Below are 18,361 nucleotides of genomic sequence, written 5' to 3'. Positions count from 1 at the left end.
ATGCCCAGGAAATCGCGTAGGTCAGGACAAAGAACGCCAGAAGCCTGTGATGTTTTAGCCAACCGGTTGGAACGCATGATGGCTCCAAACAGTCACCGAAAGGTGCTCCAATTGTCCGCCCCTGCACGCGAGCGCGCCAGTGCTGCCGCAGGACGCTAAGCGTGCAGCCGGTGGGGTGCTTCGACGAGGGTCCGGACCACGCTCCCGGCGGCCCCCAGCAGCGCCCCGTATTCCCCGGCGGCAGCGGTGGTGATGTGCCCGGGCAGGAATTTCCCCGGCGCGTACCTGCCAAGGCTGTCCACCAGCGGCGGGCGCAGCCAGGGCTCAAGGACGGCGAAGTGCCCGCCAAGCACCACCGCCCTGATGTCCACCACCCGGGATGCGGACGCAACCGCCACGCCCAAGGACCGCCCGGCCCGCTGGACGGCCAGCAGGGATGCAGGATCCTGAGCGGCGAGCGCACTGGTTAGGGCGGACATGCTTTCCGACCTCGTTTGCCGTTTGCCAGCCATTCCCGCTGCAGACAAGATGGCGTCCTGGCCGGCGATGGTCTCCAGGCAGCCCGTTCCGCCGCAGGAGCAGGGCCCGCCCTCGGGGTCCACCACAATATGGCCCACCTCCCCGGCGTGGCCTTCCGGGCCGGTGAAGAGCTCCGAGTTGATGACCAGTCCGCCGCCGACGCCTACTTCACCGGAGATGAACAGGAAGTCTTTCCTGCCGCTTGGGCCGTGGGCCAACTCTGCCAGGGCAGCAGCGTTGGCTTCGTTGAAGAGCCTGACACCCAACGGCAGGCCGGGGAGCAGGCCGGTGACGTCAAGGAGCACGTCCCGCCACCCCAGGTTGGGGGCGGTGATGACAGTTGAGCTGCCGTCATCCACGAGCCCGGGGACAGCGAGTCCTCCGCCGAGAAGTTCAACGCCGTCCGCGGCGGCCGCCTTCCGCACCCCTGCAGCCAGGCTGGCCAGGGCGGCCATCACCGGCGCACTTGGACTGTCCCGGTTGTCCCGTTCACGGATGTCCTGCACCACCACCGCCCCGGAAAGATCAGTCACACCAGCGGCGATGTAGTCGACGTTGATTTCCATTCCCATAACGCCGCGCTTGGGATTCAGTTCCAGCCCCACTCCCGGGCGGCCGCGCTCGCCCTGGGGGTTCAGGCCGAGTTCACGCAGAATACCGGCGTCAAGGAGATCCAGAACGATGCTCGAGACGGACGCCTTGGTCAACCCCGTAGCTGCGGCAATCTGCGCGCGGGTCAGGTGTGACCCTGCCGGAGTCTTCGCAACAGTGCTGAGGACCAGGGCGAGGTTGCCCCTGCGCACGTCTCCCATGCTGCCTGGTCCCAGGTTACCCGGCGTTCCGGGGCCGGTCTGTGCAGGCGCTGCTGCCGTGTCCACTATCGCCGGTCTCCTCGTACTCCATGCGGGACGGCTTGTTGCGTTCCCTTTGCTATTGACCCTAGCGCAAGCAGGCTTATATAGTTCAGGCGATAAACTAACGCGCCGGCTGATGGCGACGGCCCCCTAGTGCAAGGACGCATCATGATCCCTTCCCCCTCCCCCGCGGACAAATTCACCTTCGGCCTATGGACCGTCGGCTGGACCGGTGCAGACCCATTCGGTGTCGCCACCCGCGCAGTCCTGGATCCGGCGGAGGCGGTGCACCGGCTGGCCGGGCTCGGCGCATACGGCATCACGTTCCACGACAACGACCTGGTCCCCTTCGATGCCACCGCCTCGGAGCGGGAGCTGATCCTGAAGAACTTCAAGGCAGCCCTGGCCGAAACGGGCCTGAAGGTCCCCATGGTGACCACCAACCTGTTCAGCCACCCGGTGTTCAAGGACGGCGGCTTCACCTCCAATGACCGCTCCATCCGCCGTTTCGCCCTGTCCAAGGTCCTGCGCAACATCGACTCCGCCGCCGAGTTCGGTGCCGAGACCTTTGTGATGTGGGGCGGACGCGAAGGGAGTGAATACGACGGCTCCAAGGACCTCGCCGCCGCCCTGGACCGGATGCGCGAAGGCGTGGATACCGCCGCCGCCTACATCAAGGACAAGGGCTACAACCTGCGGATCGCGCTCGAACCCAAGCCCAACGAACCCCGCGGGGACATCTTCCTGCCCACCGTCGGCCACGCCCTGGCCTTCATCGCCCAGCTCGAACACGGCGACATCGTGGGCCTGAACCCCGAAACGGGCCACGAGCAGATGGCCGGCCTGAACTTCACCCACGGAATTGCCCAGGCCCTCTGGGCCGAAAAATTGTTCCACATCGACCTCAACGGCCAGCGCGGCATCAAATACGACCAGGACCTCGTCTTCGGCCACGGCGACCTCACCAGCGCGTTCTTCACGGTGGACCTGCTCGAAAACGGCTTCCCCAACGTCGGTCCCCGCTACGAGGGCCCCCGCCACTTCGACTACAAGCCCTCCCGCACCGACGGCTACGACGGCGTCTGGGAATCGGCCAAAGCCAACATGGCCATGTACCTGCTGCTCAAAGAACGCGCCCTGGCTTTCCGCGCCGACTCCGAGGTCCAGGAAGCCCTCGCAACGTCCGGCGTCTTCGAACTCGGCGAAACCACCCTCGCCGCCGGCGAAACCGCCACGGACCTGCTCGCGGACACCACCGCCTTCGAGGCTTTCGACGCCGACAAGGCAGCCGAACGCTCCTTCGCGTTCATCCGCCTCAACCAGCTCGCCCTCGAACACCTCCTCAACGCCCGCTGACGCATGGCTCTTGTAGCAGGCATCGACAGCTCCACACAGTCCTGCAAGGTGGTGATCCGCGATGCGGATACGGGAGCACTGCTGCGCCACGGCAGGGCAGCCCACCCGGAAGGCACCGAAGTCCACCCCGACCACTGGTGGGATGCCCTCCAGGAAGCAATCCACCAGGCCGGCGGTTTGGACGATGTGGCGGCAGTCTCCGTCGGAGGCCAGCAGCACGGCATGGTCTGCCTGGATGCGGACGGCAAGGTCATCAGGCCGGCGATCCTCTGGAATGACACGCGCAGTGCCGGCTCGGCGCGGGAGCTGACCAGGACCGCGGGCGACGGCGACCCGGCGGCGGGTGCCCGATATTGGGCCAGTGCCACTGGCACCGTCCCGGTAGCGTCGCTGACGCTGACGAAGCTGCACTGGCTGGCTGCCAGCGAGCCGGAGAACGCGGCGAAGGTTGCCGCCGTCTGCCTGCCGCACGACTGGCTGACCTGGCGGCTCCTGGGCTACGGCGAAGGCAGCGGCCCCGAAAGCCTCGAGGCCCTGACGACGGACCGTTCGGACGCATCTGGAACGGGCTACTACTCGACGGCGGAGGGCGGATACCTGACGGAGGTCCTGGCATCATCGTTGGGGCACGTTCCGCTGTTGCCTGACGTATTGGGCCCGCTGGATTCTGCAGGCAAGACGCCCGCCGGCGCCCTCGTGGCAGCAGGTGCCGGGGACAACGCGGCAGCAGCGCTGGGTGTCGGCGCGGCCGTAGGGGATGTAGTAATGTCGCTGGGCACCTCGGGGACCGTCTTCGCTGTCTCCGGCATACCGGCCGCAGATCCGTCCGGGCTGGTGGCAGGGTTCGCCGACGCCGCCGGAAATTACCTCCCGCTGGTGTGCACCCTGAACGCCAGCCGGGTTTTTGACGCAACTGCAGCCCTGTTGGACGTCAGCATCGAAGAGTTCAACGAGCTGGCACTGTCCGCCGAAAACGGTGCCGGCGGCCTGACCCTCGTGCCCTATTTCGACGGCGAGCGCACACCGAACCTGCCAAATGCCACCGGTTCGCTGCATGGCATCACCCGCGGGAACTACACGCCGGCGAACCTGGCGCGCGCCGCCGTCGAGGGCGTGGTGTGTTCCCTCGCAGACGGACTGCAGGCACTCCGGGACCAGGGCGTCGAGGCAAGGCGCATCATCCTGGTGGGCGGCGGGGCGCAGTCCACGGCCGTCCAGCAGGCGGCAGCCCGGCTGCTGGGCATCGGGATCAGCGTGCCGCGTCCGGGCGAGTATGTGGCAGATGGCGCCGCACGCCAGGCTGCCGCCGCACTCGCGGGACAATTTCCGCAGTGGGCGCTGGACGCCGTCGACCTCACTGCCGGGCAGGACGACGCCGGCGTGCTGGCCCGTTACCGCCGGTTTGCCGCACTGCAGGCTTAGGCCGCAGGCGTTGGCAGCCGAAAGGACCCGGACCGCATGTGCGGTCCGGGTCTTTTCAGGTGGGGCGCAGGCTCCTGGCAGCCATGTTGGGAAGGCGTGGCAGGAGCCCGCGGTCAGGACAGGTCAGGCGTACGGGAGGACGAGCTCCGCGTAGCGTTCCTTCACTGTGGCCAGGACGGCATTTCCGTCCGTGTCCCAGATCTCCTGGTTGAAAATTTCAACCTCGATGTCGCCGGTGTACCCGGCATCGCGCACCCAGGTGCCGATGGTGGCGAAGTCCACCACACCGTCGCCCATGTATCCGCGGGACAGCAGCGGGTCAGCGGCGATGGGCATGTTGAAGTCGCACACCTGGTAGGAGGCGATCCGGTTTTCCCGGCCTGCGCGTTCAATCTGCGCCTTCAGCTCCGGATCCCACCACACATGGAAAGTGTCGACGGCGACGCCTACCGTTGATGCCTCGAAGGGCGCTGCGAGGTCCAGCGCCTGCCCCAGCGTGGAGATCAGGGCACGGTCTGCGGCGTACATCGGGTGCAGCGGCTCCAGGACAAGGCGGACGCCGTTTTCCGCGGCAAAGGGAACCAGATCGGCGAGGCGGTTCGCCACGCGGCGGCGGGCCGCGACCACGTCCTTCTCCCCCGGCGCCAGTCCGCCAACCACCAGGAACAGTTCCTTAGTGCCAAGGGCAACAGCCTCAAGGATGGCGGCCCGGTTGTCAGCCAGCGCAGCAGCCTGCCCGTCCGGGTCGGCAGCAGTGAGGAACCCTCCGCGGCACAGCGAGGAGACACGCAGGCCCGCATCCTTGATCAGGCGTGCTGCTTTGTCCAGGCCGGCTTCCTCCACCCGGTCCCGCCAAGGTCCGATGGACGGGATGCCGGCGTTGACGCAGCCCTCCACGACCTGGGCGAGGGTCCACTTCTTGGTAGTGGCGCTGTTGATGGCGAGGCGGGAGAAGTCGCTCATACCCCTACCCCGTTGATCCGCAGGTAATCGGACATCCGGAAGGCGGCCAGTGCCGGGTCCCTCAGCAGACCGGCCTTGTCAGCCAGTTCGAACGTCCTGGCCAGGTGGCACACCGAGCGGCCGGAGTGCAGGCCGCCCACCATCTGGAAGCCCTGCTGCTTGCCGTTGAGCCAGGACATAAACGCAATCCCGGTCTTGTAGTAGAACGTGGGGGCGCTGAAGATGTGCTTGCCCAGTTCACGGGTGGAATCCAGGATTTCGCGCGCCTTGGCGGCGTTGCCGGCGTCGTAGTTCTGCAGGGCCACCGAAGCGGCCGGGTAGATGGCCGCGAAGATGCCCAGCAGGGCGTCCGAGTGATGCCTGCCGTCGCCGTCGATCAACTCGGGGTAGTTGAAGTCGTCGCCGGTGTAGAGTCGGACGCCTTCGGGCAGGGTGGCGCGGAGGGCCACCTCGTGGCTGGCGTCGAGCAGCGAGACCTTAACGCCGTCCACCTTGGCCGCGTTGTCCTTGATCAGGCCGAGGAAGGTTTCGGTTGCCGTCGCGACGTCATCCGAACCCCAGTACCCGGCGAGGGCAGGATCGAACATGGTGCCGAGCCAGTGCAGGATCACCGGCTGGTCAACCTCCTGCAGCAGGGTGGAATACACGTTCAGATAGTCCTCGGGTCCACGGGCCACCTTGGCCAGGGCCCGGGAGGCCATGATGATGACCTTGGGACCGGCCTCGGAGACCACCGCAATCTGCTCGCGGTACGCCTCGAGGACGGCCTTGACGCCGGCTTCGCCGACGGGAAGGGCGTCGATGTCCAGCTGGTCAGTGCCGGCGCCGCAGGAGACGAGGTCCCTGACGGATTTGCCGGCGGTGGCTGCGTTGCCGGCGGAAACCACAGAGGCGGCCTCCACTCCGGTGCGCTTGATGAGCTGCTGGGTGGCTGCCCAGTCGAGCCCCATACCGCGCTGGGCGGTGTCCATGGCGTCGGCGACACCGAGGCCGTAGGACCACAGCTCGTGCCGGTAGGCCATGGTGGCTTCCCAGTCGAGCCGGGCGGGGGCGCCGGGGGTGTTGTCGGCCAGGACCTCGGGGATGACGTGGGCTGCGGCGTAGGCGCGGCGGGCAGTCAACGGGGAACTCGGGCGGGCCCAGGATGTCGCACCCTGCAGCCGGTATTCCCGTGTTCCGCCGTCGTGGGAGGGAAGGATAAGAGAGGTCATTAGAGGGTGATCTCCGGGATGTCGATGGTGCGGCGTTCGTCGTTGGACTGCAGGCCGAGCTCGGCGAGCTGGACGCCGCGGGCAGCGGAGAGCAGGCCGAAGCGGTGTTCGCGGCCGGCCACGACGTCGCGGAGGAACTCTTCCCACTGCAGCTTGAAGCCGTTATCGAGCTCAGCGTTGGCGGGGACTTCCTGCCACTGGTCGCGGAAGGATTCCGTGACGGGCAGGTCCGGGTTCCAGACGGGCTTGGGGGTGTGGGCGCGCTGCTGGGCAACGCACTTGTTCAGGCCGGCGACGGCGGAGCCGTGCGTGCCGTCGATCTGGAATTCCACCAGCTCGTCGCGGTACACGCGGACGGCCCAGGAGGAGTTGATCTGGCCGATGACTTCGTCGCCGCCCGGGGTCTCGAGTTCGAAGATGCCGTAGGAGGCGTCGTCGGCGGTGGCCTTGTATTCCTTGCCGGCTTCATCCCAGCGCGCGGGGATGTGGGTAGCGGTCTTGGCGTTGACGCTCTTGACTTTGCCGATGATGCCCTCGAGGACGTAGTTCCAGTGGCAGAACATGTCCGTGGTCATGCCGCCGCCGTCTTCCTTGCGGTAGTTCCAGGACGGGCGCTGGGCAGCCTGGACGTCGCCTTCGAAGACCCAGTAGCCAAATTCACCGCGGATGGAGAGGATGCGGCCGAAGAAGCCTTCGTCCACCAGGCGGCGGAGCTTGACCAGGCCGGGCAGGTACAGCTTGTCGTGGACGACGCCCGCGGTCACCCCGGCTGACTTGCCGATGCGGGCCAGCTCGATGGCTTCCTCAAGGGTCTCGGCCGTGGGCTTTTCAGTGAAGATGTGCTTGCCGGCCAGCATGGCCTTCTTGAGGGTGGCGGCGCGGAGGCTGGTCATGGACGCGTCGAAGACGATGTCCACGGTGGGATCGTTGATCACGGCGTCAAGGTCGGTGCTCCATTCGGAGACCTTGTGCTTTTCGGCGAGTTCCCGGATCTTGGCTTCGTTGCGGCCCACCAGGATGGGCTCAACCTGGATGCGGGTGCCGTCCTCCAGGGTGAAGCCGCCCGCGTCACGGATGGGAAGGATGGAGCGCAGCAGGTGCTGGCGGTACCCCATCCGGCCGGTGATGCCGTTCATGGCGATGCGGATTGTTTTTGTCTCGAAGCCCATAAGTCCTCCACGGTGAGTGAGCAGTTCTACTCAAGCTGGTTGGGAAAGCGCATTCCCACTACCTCAATGATGCACCGCTGGTACGTCATTGGCAAGCGCTTTCCGATAGGAACCTTAAACTGCCATAATGTGGGTAAGCCCATTGACCCCATAAAGCCCATCAGGAGACGCCGTGGCTGCAAGTACCCTTACCGAGGTGGCGCGGCTGGCCGGCGTGTCGCCGGCTACAGCCTCCCGCGTCCTGAATGGCTCGGCCCGCAAGCCCGGCCAGGACATCGCGGACAGGGTCCGCCAGGCCGCCGACTCCCTGGGATACATTCCGAACGCCCAGGCCCAGGGCCTGGCGAAGTCCAGTTCAGGGCTGATCGGCCTGATTGTCCACGACATCGCGGACCCGTACTTTGCCGCCATCGCCCGGGGCGTGCAGGAAGCGGCCCGCGAGCAGCGCAAGATGGTCCTGCTGGCCACCACCGGCGGAGCTCCGGCAGAGGAAAAGGAAGCAGTCGCTGCCTTCGCGGCGCGCCGCGCCGATTCAATTGTGATTGCGGGCTCCCGCTCTGCCCAGCCGGAGAACCAGGAAGGCAACGCCGAACTCGCTGCAGAACTCGACAGGTACTGCGGCAATGGCGGCAAGGTGGCGGTTGTGGGCCATCCGGTGGTGGGTGCCAAGGCGCCGGATGGCTATTATGTGGTGGCCGTGCCGAACCAGGAGCTCGCGGCAGCGCTGGCGGGCGAACTCGCTTCGGGCTGGGGCGGCGACTTTGTGATAATCGGCGGACCCGATGGGCTTTTTACTTCCGATGACCGGATCCGCGGCTTCCAGGAGGGCCTGGCTGCCGCCGGGCGTGAACCTGCGGACATCCTGCGCACCACCTTCAACCGTGCCGGCGGCTACGAGGCCGGCGTCAAACTCGCCGGCCTGATCAAGGCACGCCAGGCGGCGGACGGAAACGAACCTGAGGGCAGAAAGCTGTGCATCTTTGCCGTCAACGACGTGATGGCCATCGGCGCCGCCGCCGCACTGCGCTCCGAGGGGCTCCGCATTCCGCGCGACGCCATCATCGCGGGCTTCGACGACATCGAAACACTCCGTGACTTCCGCCCGGCACTCTCCACCGTCCGCCTGCCGCTCGAAGAGATCGGGCGCCTCGCCACCCGCGCCACCGCTCCGGGAACTGCCGCGGACGGGGAAGCACTCGACGGCGCCGCATCCGGCGCGTTGGGAAGCAGTGGCACAGACACGGGAACGGCAAGGGCCGGCAGCGGAGCGCCCCGTCCGATTACCGGCGAGGTTACGCTTCGGCGCAGCACCGAGCCGGCAGCCTGACCGTGACACCCCGCCTGACAGCAGTCCCGTCCCGTACCGGCGCGCCGGGAAACCGTCCCGCGGTTCTGGTTCTCCCCGGTGGCGGGTACGCCCGGCAGGCTGACCATGAAGCGGAGCCTGTTGCTGAATGGCTCGCCGGACTGGGCATTCACGCTTTTGTCCTGCGGTACCGGGTTGCGCCTGACCGGCATCCTGCGCCGCTGGAGGATGCAAAGCAGGCCATGCTCCACATCCGAAGCGGAGCGCACGGCCTCGCAGTTGACCACGAACGCGTGGGGGTGCTGGGGTTCTCCGCCGGCGGCCACCTTGCAGCCACCCTTTCCACTGCGGTGGCCACCGGCAGCGCTGACCTCGACGTTCCCCGGGCCGTCCCCAACCTCACCGTGCTGTGCTACCCGGTGGTGTCCTGCACCCGCGAGGTGCACCAGGGCTCAGTGGACAACCTCCTTGGTGCCGCGCCGCCGTCGGACGTCCTGGCGGAACTGTCAGCGGAGCAGCAGGTCACCGCCGGGACGCCGCCGGCGTTCCTTTGGCACACGGCCGACGACGCCGCGGTGCCGGTGAGTCACAGCCTCGGCTACGCAGGGGCGTTGCTCAGCGCAGGTGTTCCCGCCGAGCTGCACGTCTTTCCGCACGGACGCCACGGCTTGGGCCTTGCCGACGGCGAGCCCGGGCCTGATCAGTGGAGCTCACTGTGTGCAGCCTGGCTGGACCGTGCGGGCTGGACACAGCCGCCAGCCTGACCGCGGCTGTCCCACAATGGGCGCCTGGGGTCCTGTTGCCTCATCAGCGCAAGCCAGCCTGCTGCTTTGACGTGCCGCATCCGGGTGCAGAAGGACGCTGGCTAGAGTTGCAGCATGGTGAACCGGGAAGCGATCGATGCCATCCGTGCCGAACTCCGTGAATTGGCGGACCCGGTGCGTGCGGCCGGCGTGCAGTCATACATGAAATCGGCCATGCCGTCCCTGGGCGTGCGCGTACCGGAGGTGCGGCGGGTGGCGGCAGCAGTTGTTGCCCGGCACCCGTTTGACTCCGCGGACCAGCTGCGGGCCAGTGTGCTCCAGCTGTGGCGCAGCGCGGAGTTCCGCGAAGAACGGTACGCGGCCATCGACCTGACCGGCGGCCGGCTGGCAGCTGCGGACCTGGCCATGCTCCCGGTTTATGAGGAAATCATTCGCCAGGGCGCCTGGTGGGACTTCGCCGACGGCGTGGCCGGCCGCATCTGCCTGCTGCTGCAGGCACACCGTGCAGAGCTGTCAGCAGTAATCCTCGGTTGGAGCACGGACCCGGACTTTTGGGTCCGGCGGGCTTCGATCACCGCGCAGCTCAAGGCCAAAGCGAACACTGACACCGAGCTCCTCCGCCGGGTGATCGAGGTGAACCTTGCCGACCCCGAGTTCTTTATCAGGAAGGCGATCGGCTGGGCCTTGCGCGAGTACGCGAAGACTGCGCCGGACTGGGTTGCGGCCTTTGTGGCCGAGCATGAGGACAGCCTCAGCCCGCTCTCGCGCCGGGAGGCGCTGAAGAACCTGGCTAGATGACGGGCCGTTCAACCACTGGTTCGGGACTTTTCCGGAAGAGGCTCCTGGTGCGGGGATCCCAGAAAATCAGGTAGAGGCCGAACAGCAGCCCGGTAACGGCCGCGGCAACGCGGGCCAGGGCAAGCGCCAGACCAAGGTCCGCGGTCTGCAGGTACGGGAAGACCTCCAGCTGGTCGGAGATGGCGTAGATCATAAAGAACGAGACCACAAAGTAAAGTGCCTTGACCTGCCAGTCGTTCCGGATGCCCGTCACGGCAAACAGTGGAATGAGCCACACCACGTACCAGGACTGGATCATGGGCGCCAGCAGGACGATTGCCGCGAACGCAAGCGTCAGCCGGCGGATCAGTCGGTCGTACTCACCCCTGAAGATCAGCCAGCCGGCGATGCCCACCGCCAGCAGTTTCCCGGCGTCGAACACCCACCCCGCGAGGACCCATCCGTCCAGCCCCAAGGAGTTGCCCAGTGAGGCGACCACCAACCCGATCAGCCCCACCGGCGCGTACCAGATAAAGATGCTGCCCGGGGCCGAGAGCCCGTTGATCCAGCCGAAACCAAAACCGTTTACCAGGCTCATAAGAACCAGGAGCCCCAGGCTCAATCCTGCCGTCAGGCCCCAGTAGGAGAACTTGCGCAGCCAGCCGGCGTTCTTCCCTGCCCACAGCAGACCGATGAAGGGCAGGAAAACAATGGTGATGGGTTTGACGGCGATCGAGAGTGTCACCAGGACGATGCCCCGGACCACGCGGTGGGTCGCCGAGTAGTAAAGGCCCGCCAGCGCCAGCCCGATCATCAGGGCGTCGTTGTGGACGCTGGCGATGAAGTTGGTCAGGAAGAGGGGGTTGGCCGCCGTGAGCCACAGGGCCCTGCTGGGGTTGACCCCGTGCAGTTCGGCAAGTTTGGGCACATAGATCACGCAGAGGACCACACCGGCCAGCGCCACCAGCCGGAACAGCATCACGCTGGTTTCGGGCTGGACGTTGGTGACCCACACGATGAACTGTTCGATCCACAGGAACAACTGTCCGTAGGGAACGGGGGCCTCGGTCCACATTTTGTCCGCGCCCAGCTGGAAGTAGTTGGACAACGCGGAGATGCCGTTCTCGTAGGGGTTGAAGCCCTCCACCATCAGGCGGCCCTGGCCGATGTACGCGTAGACGTCGCGGCTGAAGAGCGGCACGCTGAACATCATGGGCAGCCCCCACGCGACCACAGCCATCAGGGTGGCCTTGCGGGCTTCTTCCCCCCAGGCACGGATGCGCTGCCCCAGCCGGAGCCAGGCGCGGACCAGAAGCATCCCGCCTGCGGCCAGCAGAACGATGGACAAGGCCACACCCACTGCTTCTGCGCGCATCCAGATGAACAGGGGCATCCGGCGGAGTTCCGAGACAGGGGCCAGCCAGCCCACTCCCAGGGACCCGATCAGCATAAACATCGAGCCCGTGAATCCGGCCAGGAGCGGTGAGCGGGGATTGTCCACTTCGGGCCCCACTGCTGCTGCAGTGTCCGCGGCCGCCAGTTCCCCGGCTGCAGGCACAGGCGCCGTCATCTCAGGATCGTCCAATCTCTTGGGTTGCGCTCTTGGTTTGCGGGATTATGCCCGGCGGGCTGCATGGCCGGCCGGGGCGGGTTGCAACGACAGCAACTTGTCCCGCCGCGTACCCGAAATCCTAGCACCGGCAGGCAGCCGGGAGGTGTAACGGTAGGCTGGTCCGGTGCCTATATCTAACGAACGAATCGTCTGGATCGACTGCGAAATGACCGGCCTGGACATCAAGAATGACGCCTTGATCGAGGTGGCCGCCCTGGTCACGGACTCCGAACTGAACATCCTCGGAGACGGGGTGGACGTAGTGATCAAGCCCGACGATGCGGCCCTGGCCCAGATGAACGACTTCGTCCGGGACATGCACACCAAATCCGGGCTGCTCAAGGAACTCCCCCACGGCACCACCATGGCCGAGGCCGAGGCAGCAGTCATGGCATACATAGAAAAGTGGGTACCGGATCCCCGGAAGGCACCACTGGGAGGCAACTCGGTGGGCACCGACCGGGTGTTCCTTTCCCGCGACATGCCGTCCGTGGTGGAGCACCTGCACTACCGCGTCATTGACGTAAGCACCATCAAGGAACTGTCCCGCCGCTGGTACGCCAGGGCCTACTTCCAGTCACCGGCAAAGAAGGGCGGCCACCGGGCCCTCGGAGACATCAAGGATTCCATTGATGAGCTCCGCTACTACCGGGAAGCAGTCTTCGTGCCCTCGCCCGGCCCGGACAGCGCCACTGCCCAGCAGATCGCCAAGCGCATCACCGCATCCGGGGACACGCAGCAGCCCGAAGAGTAATCTGCGCCACGTTTGCGGGAAATTTCAGCGAAAACGGCAAAAGTGGACGAAGCACCCTCGAAGAGCAGGTAAGCTATTTGAGTTGCCTTTCCAGAGAGCCGGTTCGCCGGTAGACCTGCAGGGCGCATGGTGGGCTTAGCTCAGTTGGCAGAGCGCCTGGTTGTGGTCCAGGAGGTCGCGGGTTCAACCCCCGTAGCTCACCCTCAGAGGATGGCATTGACTGCCATCCAGCAAGGAGGCCGCACCGGATATATCCGGTGCGGCCTCCTTTCTTTTGCACAAGATACCGCCGAAGGACCGTGAGATGACTGTTCTGCCAATCACCATCTGGGGAGAGCCCGTGCTGCACCGCAGGGCAACCGAGGTGGAAGTTTTCGACGACGAACTGCGGACCCTTATCGCGGACATGTTCGAAACGAACGACGCTGCCAACGGCGTGGGCCTTGCAGCCCCGCAGGTTGGGGTGGGCAAGCGGATTTTTGTCTACAAGTATGCCAATGACGACGGCGCTCCCCCCACGGGTGTGCTGGTTAACCCGGTCCTCACCCTCTCGAAAATATCCGGGGCTGTGCCCGACCCCGATGAGGAAGAGGAAGGCTGCCTGTCCTTCCCCAGCGGCCAGTACCCACTCAAGCGCGCCGAGTGGGCGCGAGTGGAGGGCTTTGACGGCTTTGGGCAGCCGGTGAAGTTCGAGGCGACGGGTTGGTTCGCGCGGGTTCTGCAGCATGAGTACGACCACCTTGACGGCAAGCTGTACGTCAACCGGCTGATGGACCGTTACGCGCGCAAGGCCATGAAGCAGGCCAAGAAAAATGGCTGGGGCGTCCCCGGGCTGACCTGGATGCCGGGCGTGGATCCCGACCCCTTCGGGCATTAGGCCCGACGGCGGCAGCGGGCCCGGCTGCGTCCCCGCGGCCTCCTGCGTGGCTTAGTTGGCCGAAATGGTCTGCTGGTCCGGGCAGGAACCGAGAACGCGCTTCATGGCGTCCTTTTCAGGCTCCGTGACCCACAGGCCGTAGGCTGCCTTGACTGAGATCTGGCGGGCCACGTAGTGGCAACGGATCGACTTGTTCCCGGGCAGCCAGGTGGCGGCGTCGCCGGCACTCTTTTGCTGGTTGGCCGGTCCGTCCGCAGCGATGAGGTTCAGGGGGTCGTTGGCGAGGCGTTGGCGCTCCCCCGCCGTCAGGACCTGGGCGCCCTTCTGCCAGGCGTCACCCAGGGCAACCACGTGGTCTATTTGGACTGCACGGCTGCTTTCGGAGCCGCGGCGGAAGTCCACGAACTCTCCGGTATACGGTTCGTGGAAAGTTCCTGCCGCAACACGGCATTGTGAGCCTTCCGTGAACATCACGTCCGCCAGGTCACGTCTGAGGATGTCGTTGCGCGTATCGCAGCCGTTGCGGTCCACGTCCTGCCAGGCCTGGCCGAAGGCCTCGCGGCTGTAATTGTCCTTGGCGGCCCGCCCTTTCACAGCAAGCCCGTCCAGTGCGGAGAGGGCAGTCCCAGAGGGCACCTGGTGAACCGGCACAACGGGCTTCATCCAGCCCGGGTCAAAGACGGGAGCGTCTGTGGGCCCGGACGCAGTTGGCTCCGCGATGGCAAACTGGCCGGCGGTAAAGAACCAGGTCAGTGCTCCCAATGCCGAAGCAGCAACAACTGCCAGGACTGCCCACGCCTGCCGTGAGCGCCGCCGGGCCCGCCGATACGCGGACCAGCTCACGGTCACGGGGCTCCGGCCCTTCCGGTATGGTCATGCACCAGAAGAGCCTAGGGCACCCGCGCACCGTCCCCGCCGATATCCACACTGTGGAGGGCGGGTGAAGGGTCACGCAGGGGAGCTATTGCTCCCGCATGACACGCCCGAGGTCTTCCTCGGCGATGGCCAGGAGTCCCTCAAGCTGCCGCACCCGATCCCCGCCGACGTCGCCCGTCTGGTAGCCGGCGCGGGCGCCTTCAAGCAAACGGATGGCTTCTTTGTGGTTGGACTTTGCCACGTCCAGGGCGTGTTCCAGGGTGGTTTCGTGCTGGAGCGTCGAGTCTTTATCCATGGCACAAGTGTGGTCCCGTTTCCCGGCTGATTCCAGTGAACCAGCCGGGAAATCCACACAGACCGTGCTGCGGATCAGACGGAGATTGCCGCCAGTGCCGAGGCGGTCTCCTTGGCGGGGAATGACGGCGGGTTGACGCCGGCCATCTCCTCCATCACGCGGACCACCTGGCAGCTGTAGCCGAACTCGTTGTCGTACCAGACGTAGAGGACAAGATTCTTGTTCGTCGACACGGTGGCCAGGCCGTCCACGATGCCGGCCCGCCGGGAACCGACGAAGTCCGTGGAAACCACCTCGGGCGAATCGATGTAGTCGATCTGCTTGCGCAGGTCCGAGTGCAGCGACATTTCCCGGAGGTAGTTGTTGACCTCGTCCTTGGTGGTGACGTTCTCCAGGCTCAGGTTCAGGATGGCGAGCGAAACGTCCGGGGTGGGGACGCGGATGGAGCTGCCCGTGAGCTTGCCGAGAAGTTCCGGCAGGGCCTTGGCCACAGCTTTGGCAGCACCCGTCTCGGTGATCACCATGTTCAGCGCAGCGGAACGGCCGCGGCGGTCGCCCTTGTGGAAGTTGTCGATCAGGTTCTGGTCGTTGGTGAAGGAGTGGACCGTCTCAACGTGACCGTGGACCACGCCGAACTTGTCGTTGATGGCCTTCAGGACCGGGGTGATGGCGTTGGTGGTGCAGGAGGCTGCGGACACAACCTGGTCCGTGTCCTCGATGCTGCGGTGGTTGATGCCGTGGACGATGTTCTTCAGTTCGCCCTTGCCCGGGGCGGTGAGGAGGACACGTGCCACGCCCTTGCTTTGCAGGTGCTGGGACAGGCCTTCGGCATCGCGCCAGCGTCCGGTGTTGTCCACTACCAGGGCGTTGTTGATGCCGTAGGCGGTGTAGTCGATGGTAGCGGGGTCATTCGAGTAGATGACCTGGATCTGGACACCGTTGGCCGTGATGGTGTTGGCGGCCTCGTCGATGCGGATGGTGCCTTCGAAGGAACCGTGCACCGAGTCGCGGCGCAGCAGGCTGGCACGCTTGGACAGGTCATTGTCCGAGCCCCTGCGCACCACGATGGCGCGCAGGCGCAGGCCGTGGCCGCCGCCGGCCTTTTCGATCAGGAGGCGGGCCAGGAGCCGGCCGATGCGGCCAAAGCCGTAGAGCACCACGTCGGTGCTGGTGCGGTCATCGCCGCCGTGCTTGCCCACCACCTCGGCCAGTTCGGCGCGGAGGAATTCCTCCAGGGTGGCACCCGCGCCCTCTTCCTTGAACTTCTGGTTCAGCCGGGCGATGTCGATCGCCGCCGCACCAAGCTCCAGCCCCGCCAGGGTGTTCAGGAGAGGAGCGGTTTCCTCCAGCAGCAGTTCATCCTTGCTCATCCGGCGGGCGAAGCGGTGTGCCTTGAGGATGTTCATGGTGGACTTGTTGATCAGGCTCCGGCCATGGATGCTGGTCACCACGTTGTTCTCGCGGTACAGCCGGCCGATCACCGGAATCATGGCCTCGGCAAGGGCCTCCCGGCCCATCCACGTATCAAGACAAGAATCTGACGTCTGGCTCACAGAAATACCTTCCTCGGTTCAGCCGCGTACGTCCTCGTACACGAATGTCGGCCACCTGATGATGTCCAGGGGCACCGGCACCTGCGGGATTTGGCCCCCGGGTGCCTGGATATGTGCAAAAGAAAACCGCCGGTTGCGAACGCAACTTTCGGCGGAAGAACTCCTGCGTCCGTTATCCATTCTAAATTGGCAAACTGCCCGGGGGATGCCTGTGCCGCGTGAAATCACTCACACAGCTGTTCGCATCGCCCCTCAGTTGTGGACGGCGGAATAGAGGTTCAGGCTGGCGGAGAAAACCACCCACGAGAAGTAGGGCAGCACCAGCACCCCGGCCCAGGTGTGGACGGGACCGAATTCCAGGATGAGCAGCGTCAAGACAAGCCCCAGGGCGCAGATCACAGCGAAGGCAATCCACAGGGCTGCGGTGCCTAGCAACGGGTACAGCGCAAAAAACGTGAATGGCCATGCCAGGTTCAGCAGCAGTTGCAGGCCGTAGACCGTTCCGGCGCGGCGCGTCAGTGTTCCCCTTCGCCACACCAGCCAGGCAGCCACCCCACTGCAGGCATACAGCGCGATCCACACGGTCCGGAACATCCACCCACTGGGCATCCACGGCGCCTTGGCGGAGGCGGCAAACCAGCCGTTGGAGTTGAGGATGATCGGGACGGAGGCGAGCATGCAGACGGCATAGGAAAGGGCAAGGAAACCGACAAGGGCAGCGGCCTGCCTGCCCGGGGAAGGAGTCCGCCGCGCGGCAACTCCCGGGGCAGATTGTCCATCAGTATTCGCGGGCACGGTCCAGCCTCCCCAACGCAGCGCTCAAGGTCAAACCGGTTTAGTGGATGGGTTGACCGATACGCCGGGTTCTGTGCTCCCGCTCCGTTGCCGGGTGCGGGAGTAGCGGCCATCCATCTACGAACGCCGTTGCCGGCGCCCTCCAGCGGCCTACCCGGACACTCGGGCGGGCAGCCCTCAAACGTGTCCTGTCTGGCCTTGCTCCGGGTGGGGTTTACCTAGCCTTCCCGGTCACCCGGGAAGCTGGTGGTCTCTTACACCACCGTTTCACCCTTACCTGGTTCGTGCCGCTTTCAAACCGGCGCGACCCAGGCGGTCTGTTTTCTGTGGCACTGGCCTGCGGGTTACCCCGAGTGGGCGTTACCCACCACCCTGCCCTGCGGAGCCCGGACGTTCCTCGAGCCACTTGCGTGACGCGCGGCCGCCTGGTCAACCCATCCGGCTCCAGTCTACCGGCGCCGCGCCCCGTTCCTGCCGCCGGTAGGATCGGACGGTGCTGATTCTGCTTCCCCCCTCTGAAGGCAAGACACCTGCGGTCCGTGGATCCGCCGTCAACTGGCCTTCGCTGAGCTTCCCGCAGCTGAATTCCTACCGCGCAAAGGTACTGGACGCGCTGGGTACAGTGAGCGCACACGAGGACGCCCTCGCATTGCTGGGGGTCGGGGCATCGCTGAAGGACGACGTCGACCGCAACACCCGGCTCCATGCTGAACCTGCGGCTCCGGCGCACCGGATCTATTCCGGCGTGCTTTACGACGCCCTCGGCTATAAAACCCTCACCGCAGGCCAGCGCCGCAAGGCGGACGAGGCGGTGCTCGTTGTTTCGGCACTCTGGGGCGCTATCCGCTTCGGCGACAGCGTGCCTGCCTACCGGCTGTCCATGGGAACTGCACTGCCCGACGTCGGCCGCCTCGCCTCATTCTGGAAGCCTCAGCTCTCCGATGCGCTGGCGGAGGCCGCGTCCGGGCATTTGCTGGTGGACTGCCGGTCGAGCACCTACGCGGCAGCGTGGGCTCCCCCGGCTGACCAGACCGTCACCGTCAACGTCTTTACCGAGGTCAACGGGGTCCGGAAAGTTGTCAGCCACTTCGCCAAGCACACGCGCGGGGAACTGGCGCGGCACCTGCTGTCCCGTCGGGGCAAGGCACCGGAAACACCGGCGCAGCTCCTCAAGGCCGGCCGCGAAAAGTGGGAGGCCGAACTCGTCCCGGGTTCAGCGCGGAAGCCTCACGCCCTGAACATCCTCCTGCCGGGCTGA

At 65.8% G+C, this 18,361-nt stretch carries 17 protein-coding genes, 1 tRNA gene and 1 other RNA gene; 9 read left to right on the top strand and 10 right to left on the bottom strand.

Going from position 1 to position 18,361, the window contains the following annotated elements; genetic code table 11:
• Window positions 1–155: 155 nt before the first annotated feature.
• Window positions 156–1,331, bottom strand: coding sequence for an ROK family protein (locus ACFVYC_RS03155; protein WP_387547120.1), 1,176 nt, complete (start codon window positions 1,329–1,331; stop codon window positions 156–158).
• Window positions 1,332–1,541: 210 nt separating this feature from the next.
• Here ACFVYC_RS03155 and xylA point away from each other — a divergent pair, with 210 nt between their 5' ends.
• Complete coding sequence (gene xylA, locus ACFVYC_RS03150; protein WP_387546428.1) at window positions 1,542–2,729, top strand: xylose isomerase; 1,188 nt, start codon at window positions 1,542–1,544, stop codon at window positions 2,727–2,729.
• Window positions 2,730–2,732: 3 nt separating this feature from the next.
• A complete protein-coding gene (gene xylB / locus ACFVYC_RS03145; RefSeq protein WP_387546425.1) occupies window positions 2,733–4,151 on the top strand; it encodes a xylulokinase in 1,419 nt (472 codons plus the stop codon).
• Between the two features lie 123 nt (window positions 4,152–4,274).
• On the opposite strand, the gene ACFVYC_RS03140 is transcribed toward xylB, so the two are convergent.
• Genes ACFVYC_RS03140 through ACFVYC_RS03130 form a run of 3 tightly spaced genes read right to left on the bottom strand, consistent with a single transcriptional unit; the run spans window position 4,275 to window position 7,494 of the window.
• Complete coding sequence (locus ACFVYC_RS03140) at window positions 4,275–5,114, bottom strand: sugar phosphate isomerase/epimerase family protein (RefSeq protein ID WP_387546422.1); 840 nt, start codon at window positions 5,112–5,114, stop codon at window positions 4,275–4,277.
• Window positions 5,111–6,325, bottom strand: coding sequence for a dihydrodipicolinate synthase family protein (locus ACFVYC_RS03135; protein WP_387546419.1), 1,215 nt, complete (start codon window positions 6,323–6,325; stop codon window positions 5,111–5,113). Before ACFVYC_RS03135 ends, ACFVYC_RS03140 begins: the two co-directional genes overlap by 4 nt.
• The gene (locus ACFVYC_RS03130; protein WP_387546416.1) at window positions 6,325–7,494 is read right to left on the bottom strand and encodes a Gfo/Idh/MocA family protein; all 1,170 of its coding nucleotides are present in this window, start codon (window positions 7,492–7,494) and stop codon (window positions 6,325–6,327) included. Before ACFVYC_RS03130 ends, ACFVYC_RS03135 begins: the two co-directional genes overlap by 1 nt.
• Before the next feature lie 172 nt (window positions 7,495–7,666).
• On the opposite strand from ACFVYC_RS03130, the gene ACFVYC_RS03125 reads away from it, so the two are divergent.
• The 3 genes from ACFVYC_RS03125 to ACFVYC_RS03115 all read left to right on the top strand — a co-directional run bounded on the left by ACFVYC_RS03125 (window position 7,667) and on the right by ACFVYC_RS03115 (window position 10,362).
• Window positions 7,667–8,821, top strand: a complete 1,155-nt coding sequence (locus tag ACFVYC_RS03125; RefSeq protein WP_387546413.1) for a LacI family DNA-binding transcriptional regulator — start codon at window positions 7,667–7,669, stop codon at window positions 8,819–8,821.
• 2 nt (window positions 8,822–8,823) lie between these two features.
• Window positions 8,824–9,564 carry an alpha/beta hydrolase gene (locus tag ACFVYC_RS03120; RefSeq protein ID WP_387546410.1) on the top strand — a complete coding sequence of 247 codons (741 nt, stop codon included), beginning with the start codon at window positions 8,824–8,826 and terminating at the stop codon, window positions 9,562–9,564.
• A gap of 114 nt (window positions 9,565–9,678) precedes the next feature.
• Window positions 9,679–10,362, top strand: coding sequence for a DNA alkylation repair protein (locus ACFVYC_RS03115; protein ID WP_387546407.1), 684 nt, complete (start codon window positions 9,679–9,681; stop codon window positions 10,360–10,362).
• Here the strand turns inward: ACFVYC_RS03115 and mptB are convergent.
• Window positions 10,355–11,911, bottom strand: coding sequence for a polyprenol phosphomannose-dependent alpha 1,6 mannosyltransferase MptB (gene mptB, locus ACFVYC_RS03110; protein WP_387546404.1), 1,557 nt, complete (start codon window positions 11,909–11,911; stop codon window positions 10,355–10,357). The two genes, ACFVYC_RS03115 and mptB, sit on opposite strands and share 8 nt — an antisense overlap.
• Before the next feature lie 166 nt (window positions 11,912–12,077).
• Between mptB and orn the strand changes: the two genes are divergently transcribed.
• From orn to def, 3 genes are all read left to right on the top strand, one after another.
• Entirely contained in the window at window positions 12,078–12,707 is a 630-nt protein-coding gene (gene orn, locus ACFVYC_RS03105; RefSeq protein ID WP_387546402.1) for an oligoribonuclease, read from the top strand.
• Between the two features lie 129 nt (window positions 12,708–12,836).
• Window positions 12,837–12,909 (top strand) — tRNA-His (locus ACFVYC_RS03100).
• A gap of 102 nt (window positions 12,910–13,011) precedes the next feature.
• On the top strand, window positions 13,012–13,584 hold the full coding sequence (def, locus tag ACFVYC_RS03095) for a peptide deformylase (RefSeq protein WP_104045232.1): 573 nt from the start codon (window positions 13,012–13,014) through the stop codon (window positions 13,582–13,584).
• A 51-nt stretch (window positions 13,585–13,635) separates the two neighbouring features.
• Here the strand turns inward: def and ACFVYC_RS03090 are convergent, their stop codons facing one another.
• The 5 genes from ACFVYC_RS03090 to rnpB form a co-directional block, all read right to left on the bottom strand.
• Window positions 13,636–14,433: an HNH endonuclease family protein gene (locus ACFVYC_RS03090; RefSeq protein WP_387546400.1), complete on the bottom strand. Its 798-nt coding sequence runs from the start codon at window positions 14,431–14,433 to the stop codon at window positions 13,636–13,638.
• 112 nt (window positions 14,434–14,545) lie between these two features.
• Window positions 14,546–14,755 (bottom strand): hypothetical protein, encoded by a 210-nt coding sequence (locus ACFVYC_RS03085; protein ID WP_387546398.1) that lies wholly within the window; start codon window positions 14,753–14,755, stop codon window positions 14,546–14,548.
• A gap of 74 nt (window positions 14,756–14,829) precedes the next feature.
• Window positions 14,830–16,308 carry a glyceraldehyde-3-phosphate dehydrogenase gene (locus tag ACFVYC_RS03080; protein ID WP_387546396.1) on the bottom strand — a complete coding sequence of 493 codons (1,479 nt, stop codon included), beginning with the start codon at window positions 16,306–16,308 and terminating at the stop codon, window positions 14,830–14,832.
• A gap of 252 nt (window positions 16,309–16,560) precedes the next feature.
• Window positions 16,561–17,103, bottom strand: coding sequence for a TspO/MBR family protein (locus ACFVYC_RS03075; protein WP_387546394.1), 543 nt, complete (start codon window positions 17,101–17,103; stop codon window positions 16,561–16,563).
• Window positions 17,104–17,147: 44 nt separating this feature from the next.
• Window positions 17,148–17,540: RNase P RNA component class A (rnpB, locus tag ACFVYC_RS03070), an RNA gene on the bottom strand.
• A 56-nt stretch (window positions 17,541–17,596) separates the two neighbouring features.
• Between rnpB and ACFVYC_RS03065 the strand changes: the two genes are divergently transcribed.
• On the top strand, window positions 17,597–18,361 hold the full coding sequence (locus ACFVYC_RS03065; RefSeq protein ID WP_387546392.1) for a YaaA family protein: 765 nt from the start codon (window positions 17,597–17,599) through the stop codon (window positions 18,359–18,361).

Source organism: Pseudarthrobacter sp. NPDC058329, assembly GCF_042879835.1.
In the GTDB taxonomy this organism is placed as follows: Bacteria; Actinomycetota; Actinomycetes; order Actinomycetales; family Micrococcaceae; genus Arthrobacter.
This window is presented reverse-complemented; position numbering and strand designations above follow the sequence as displayed.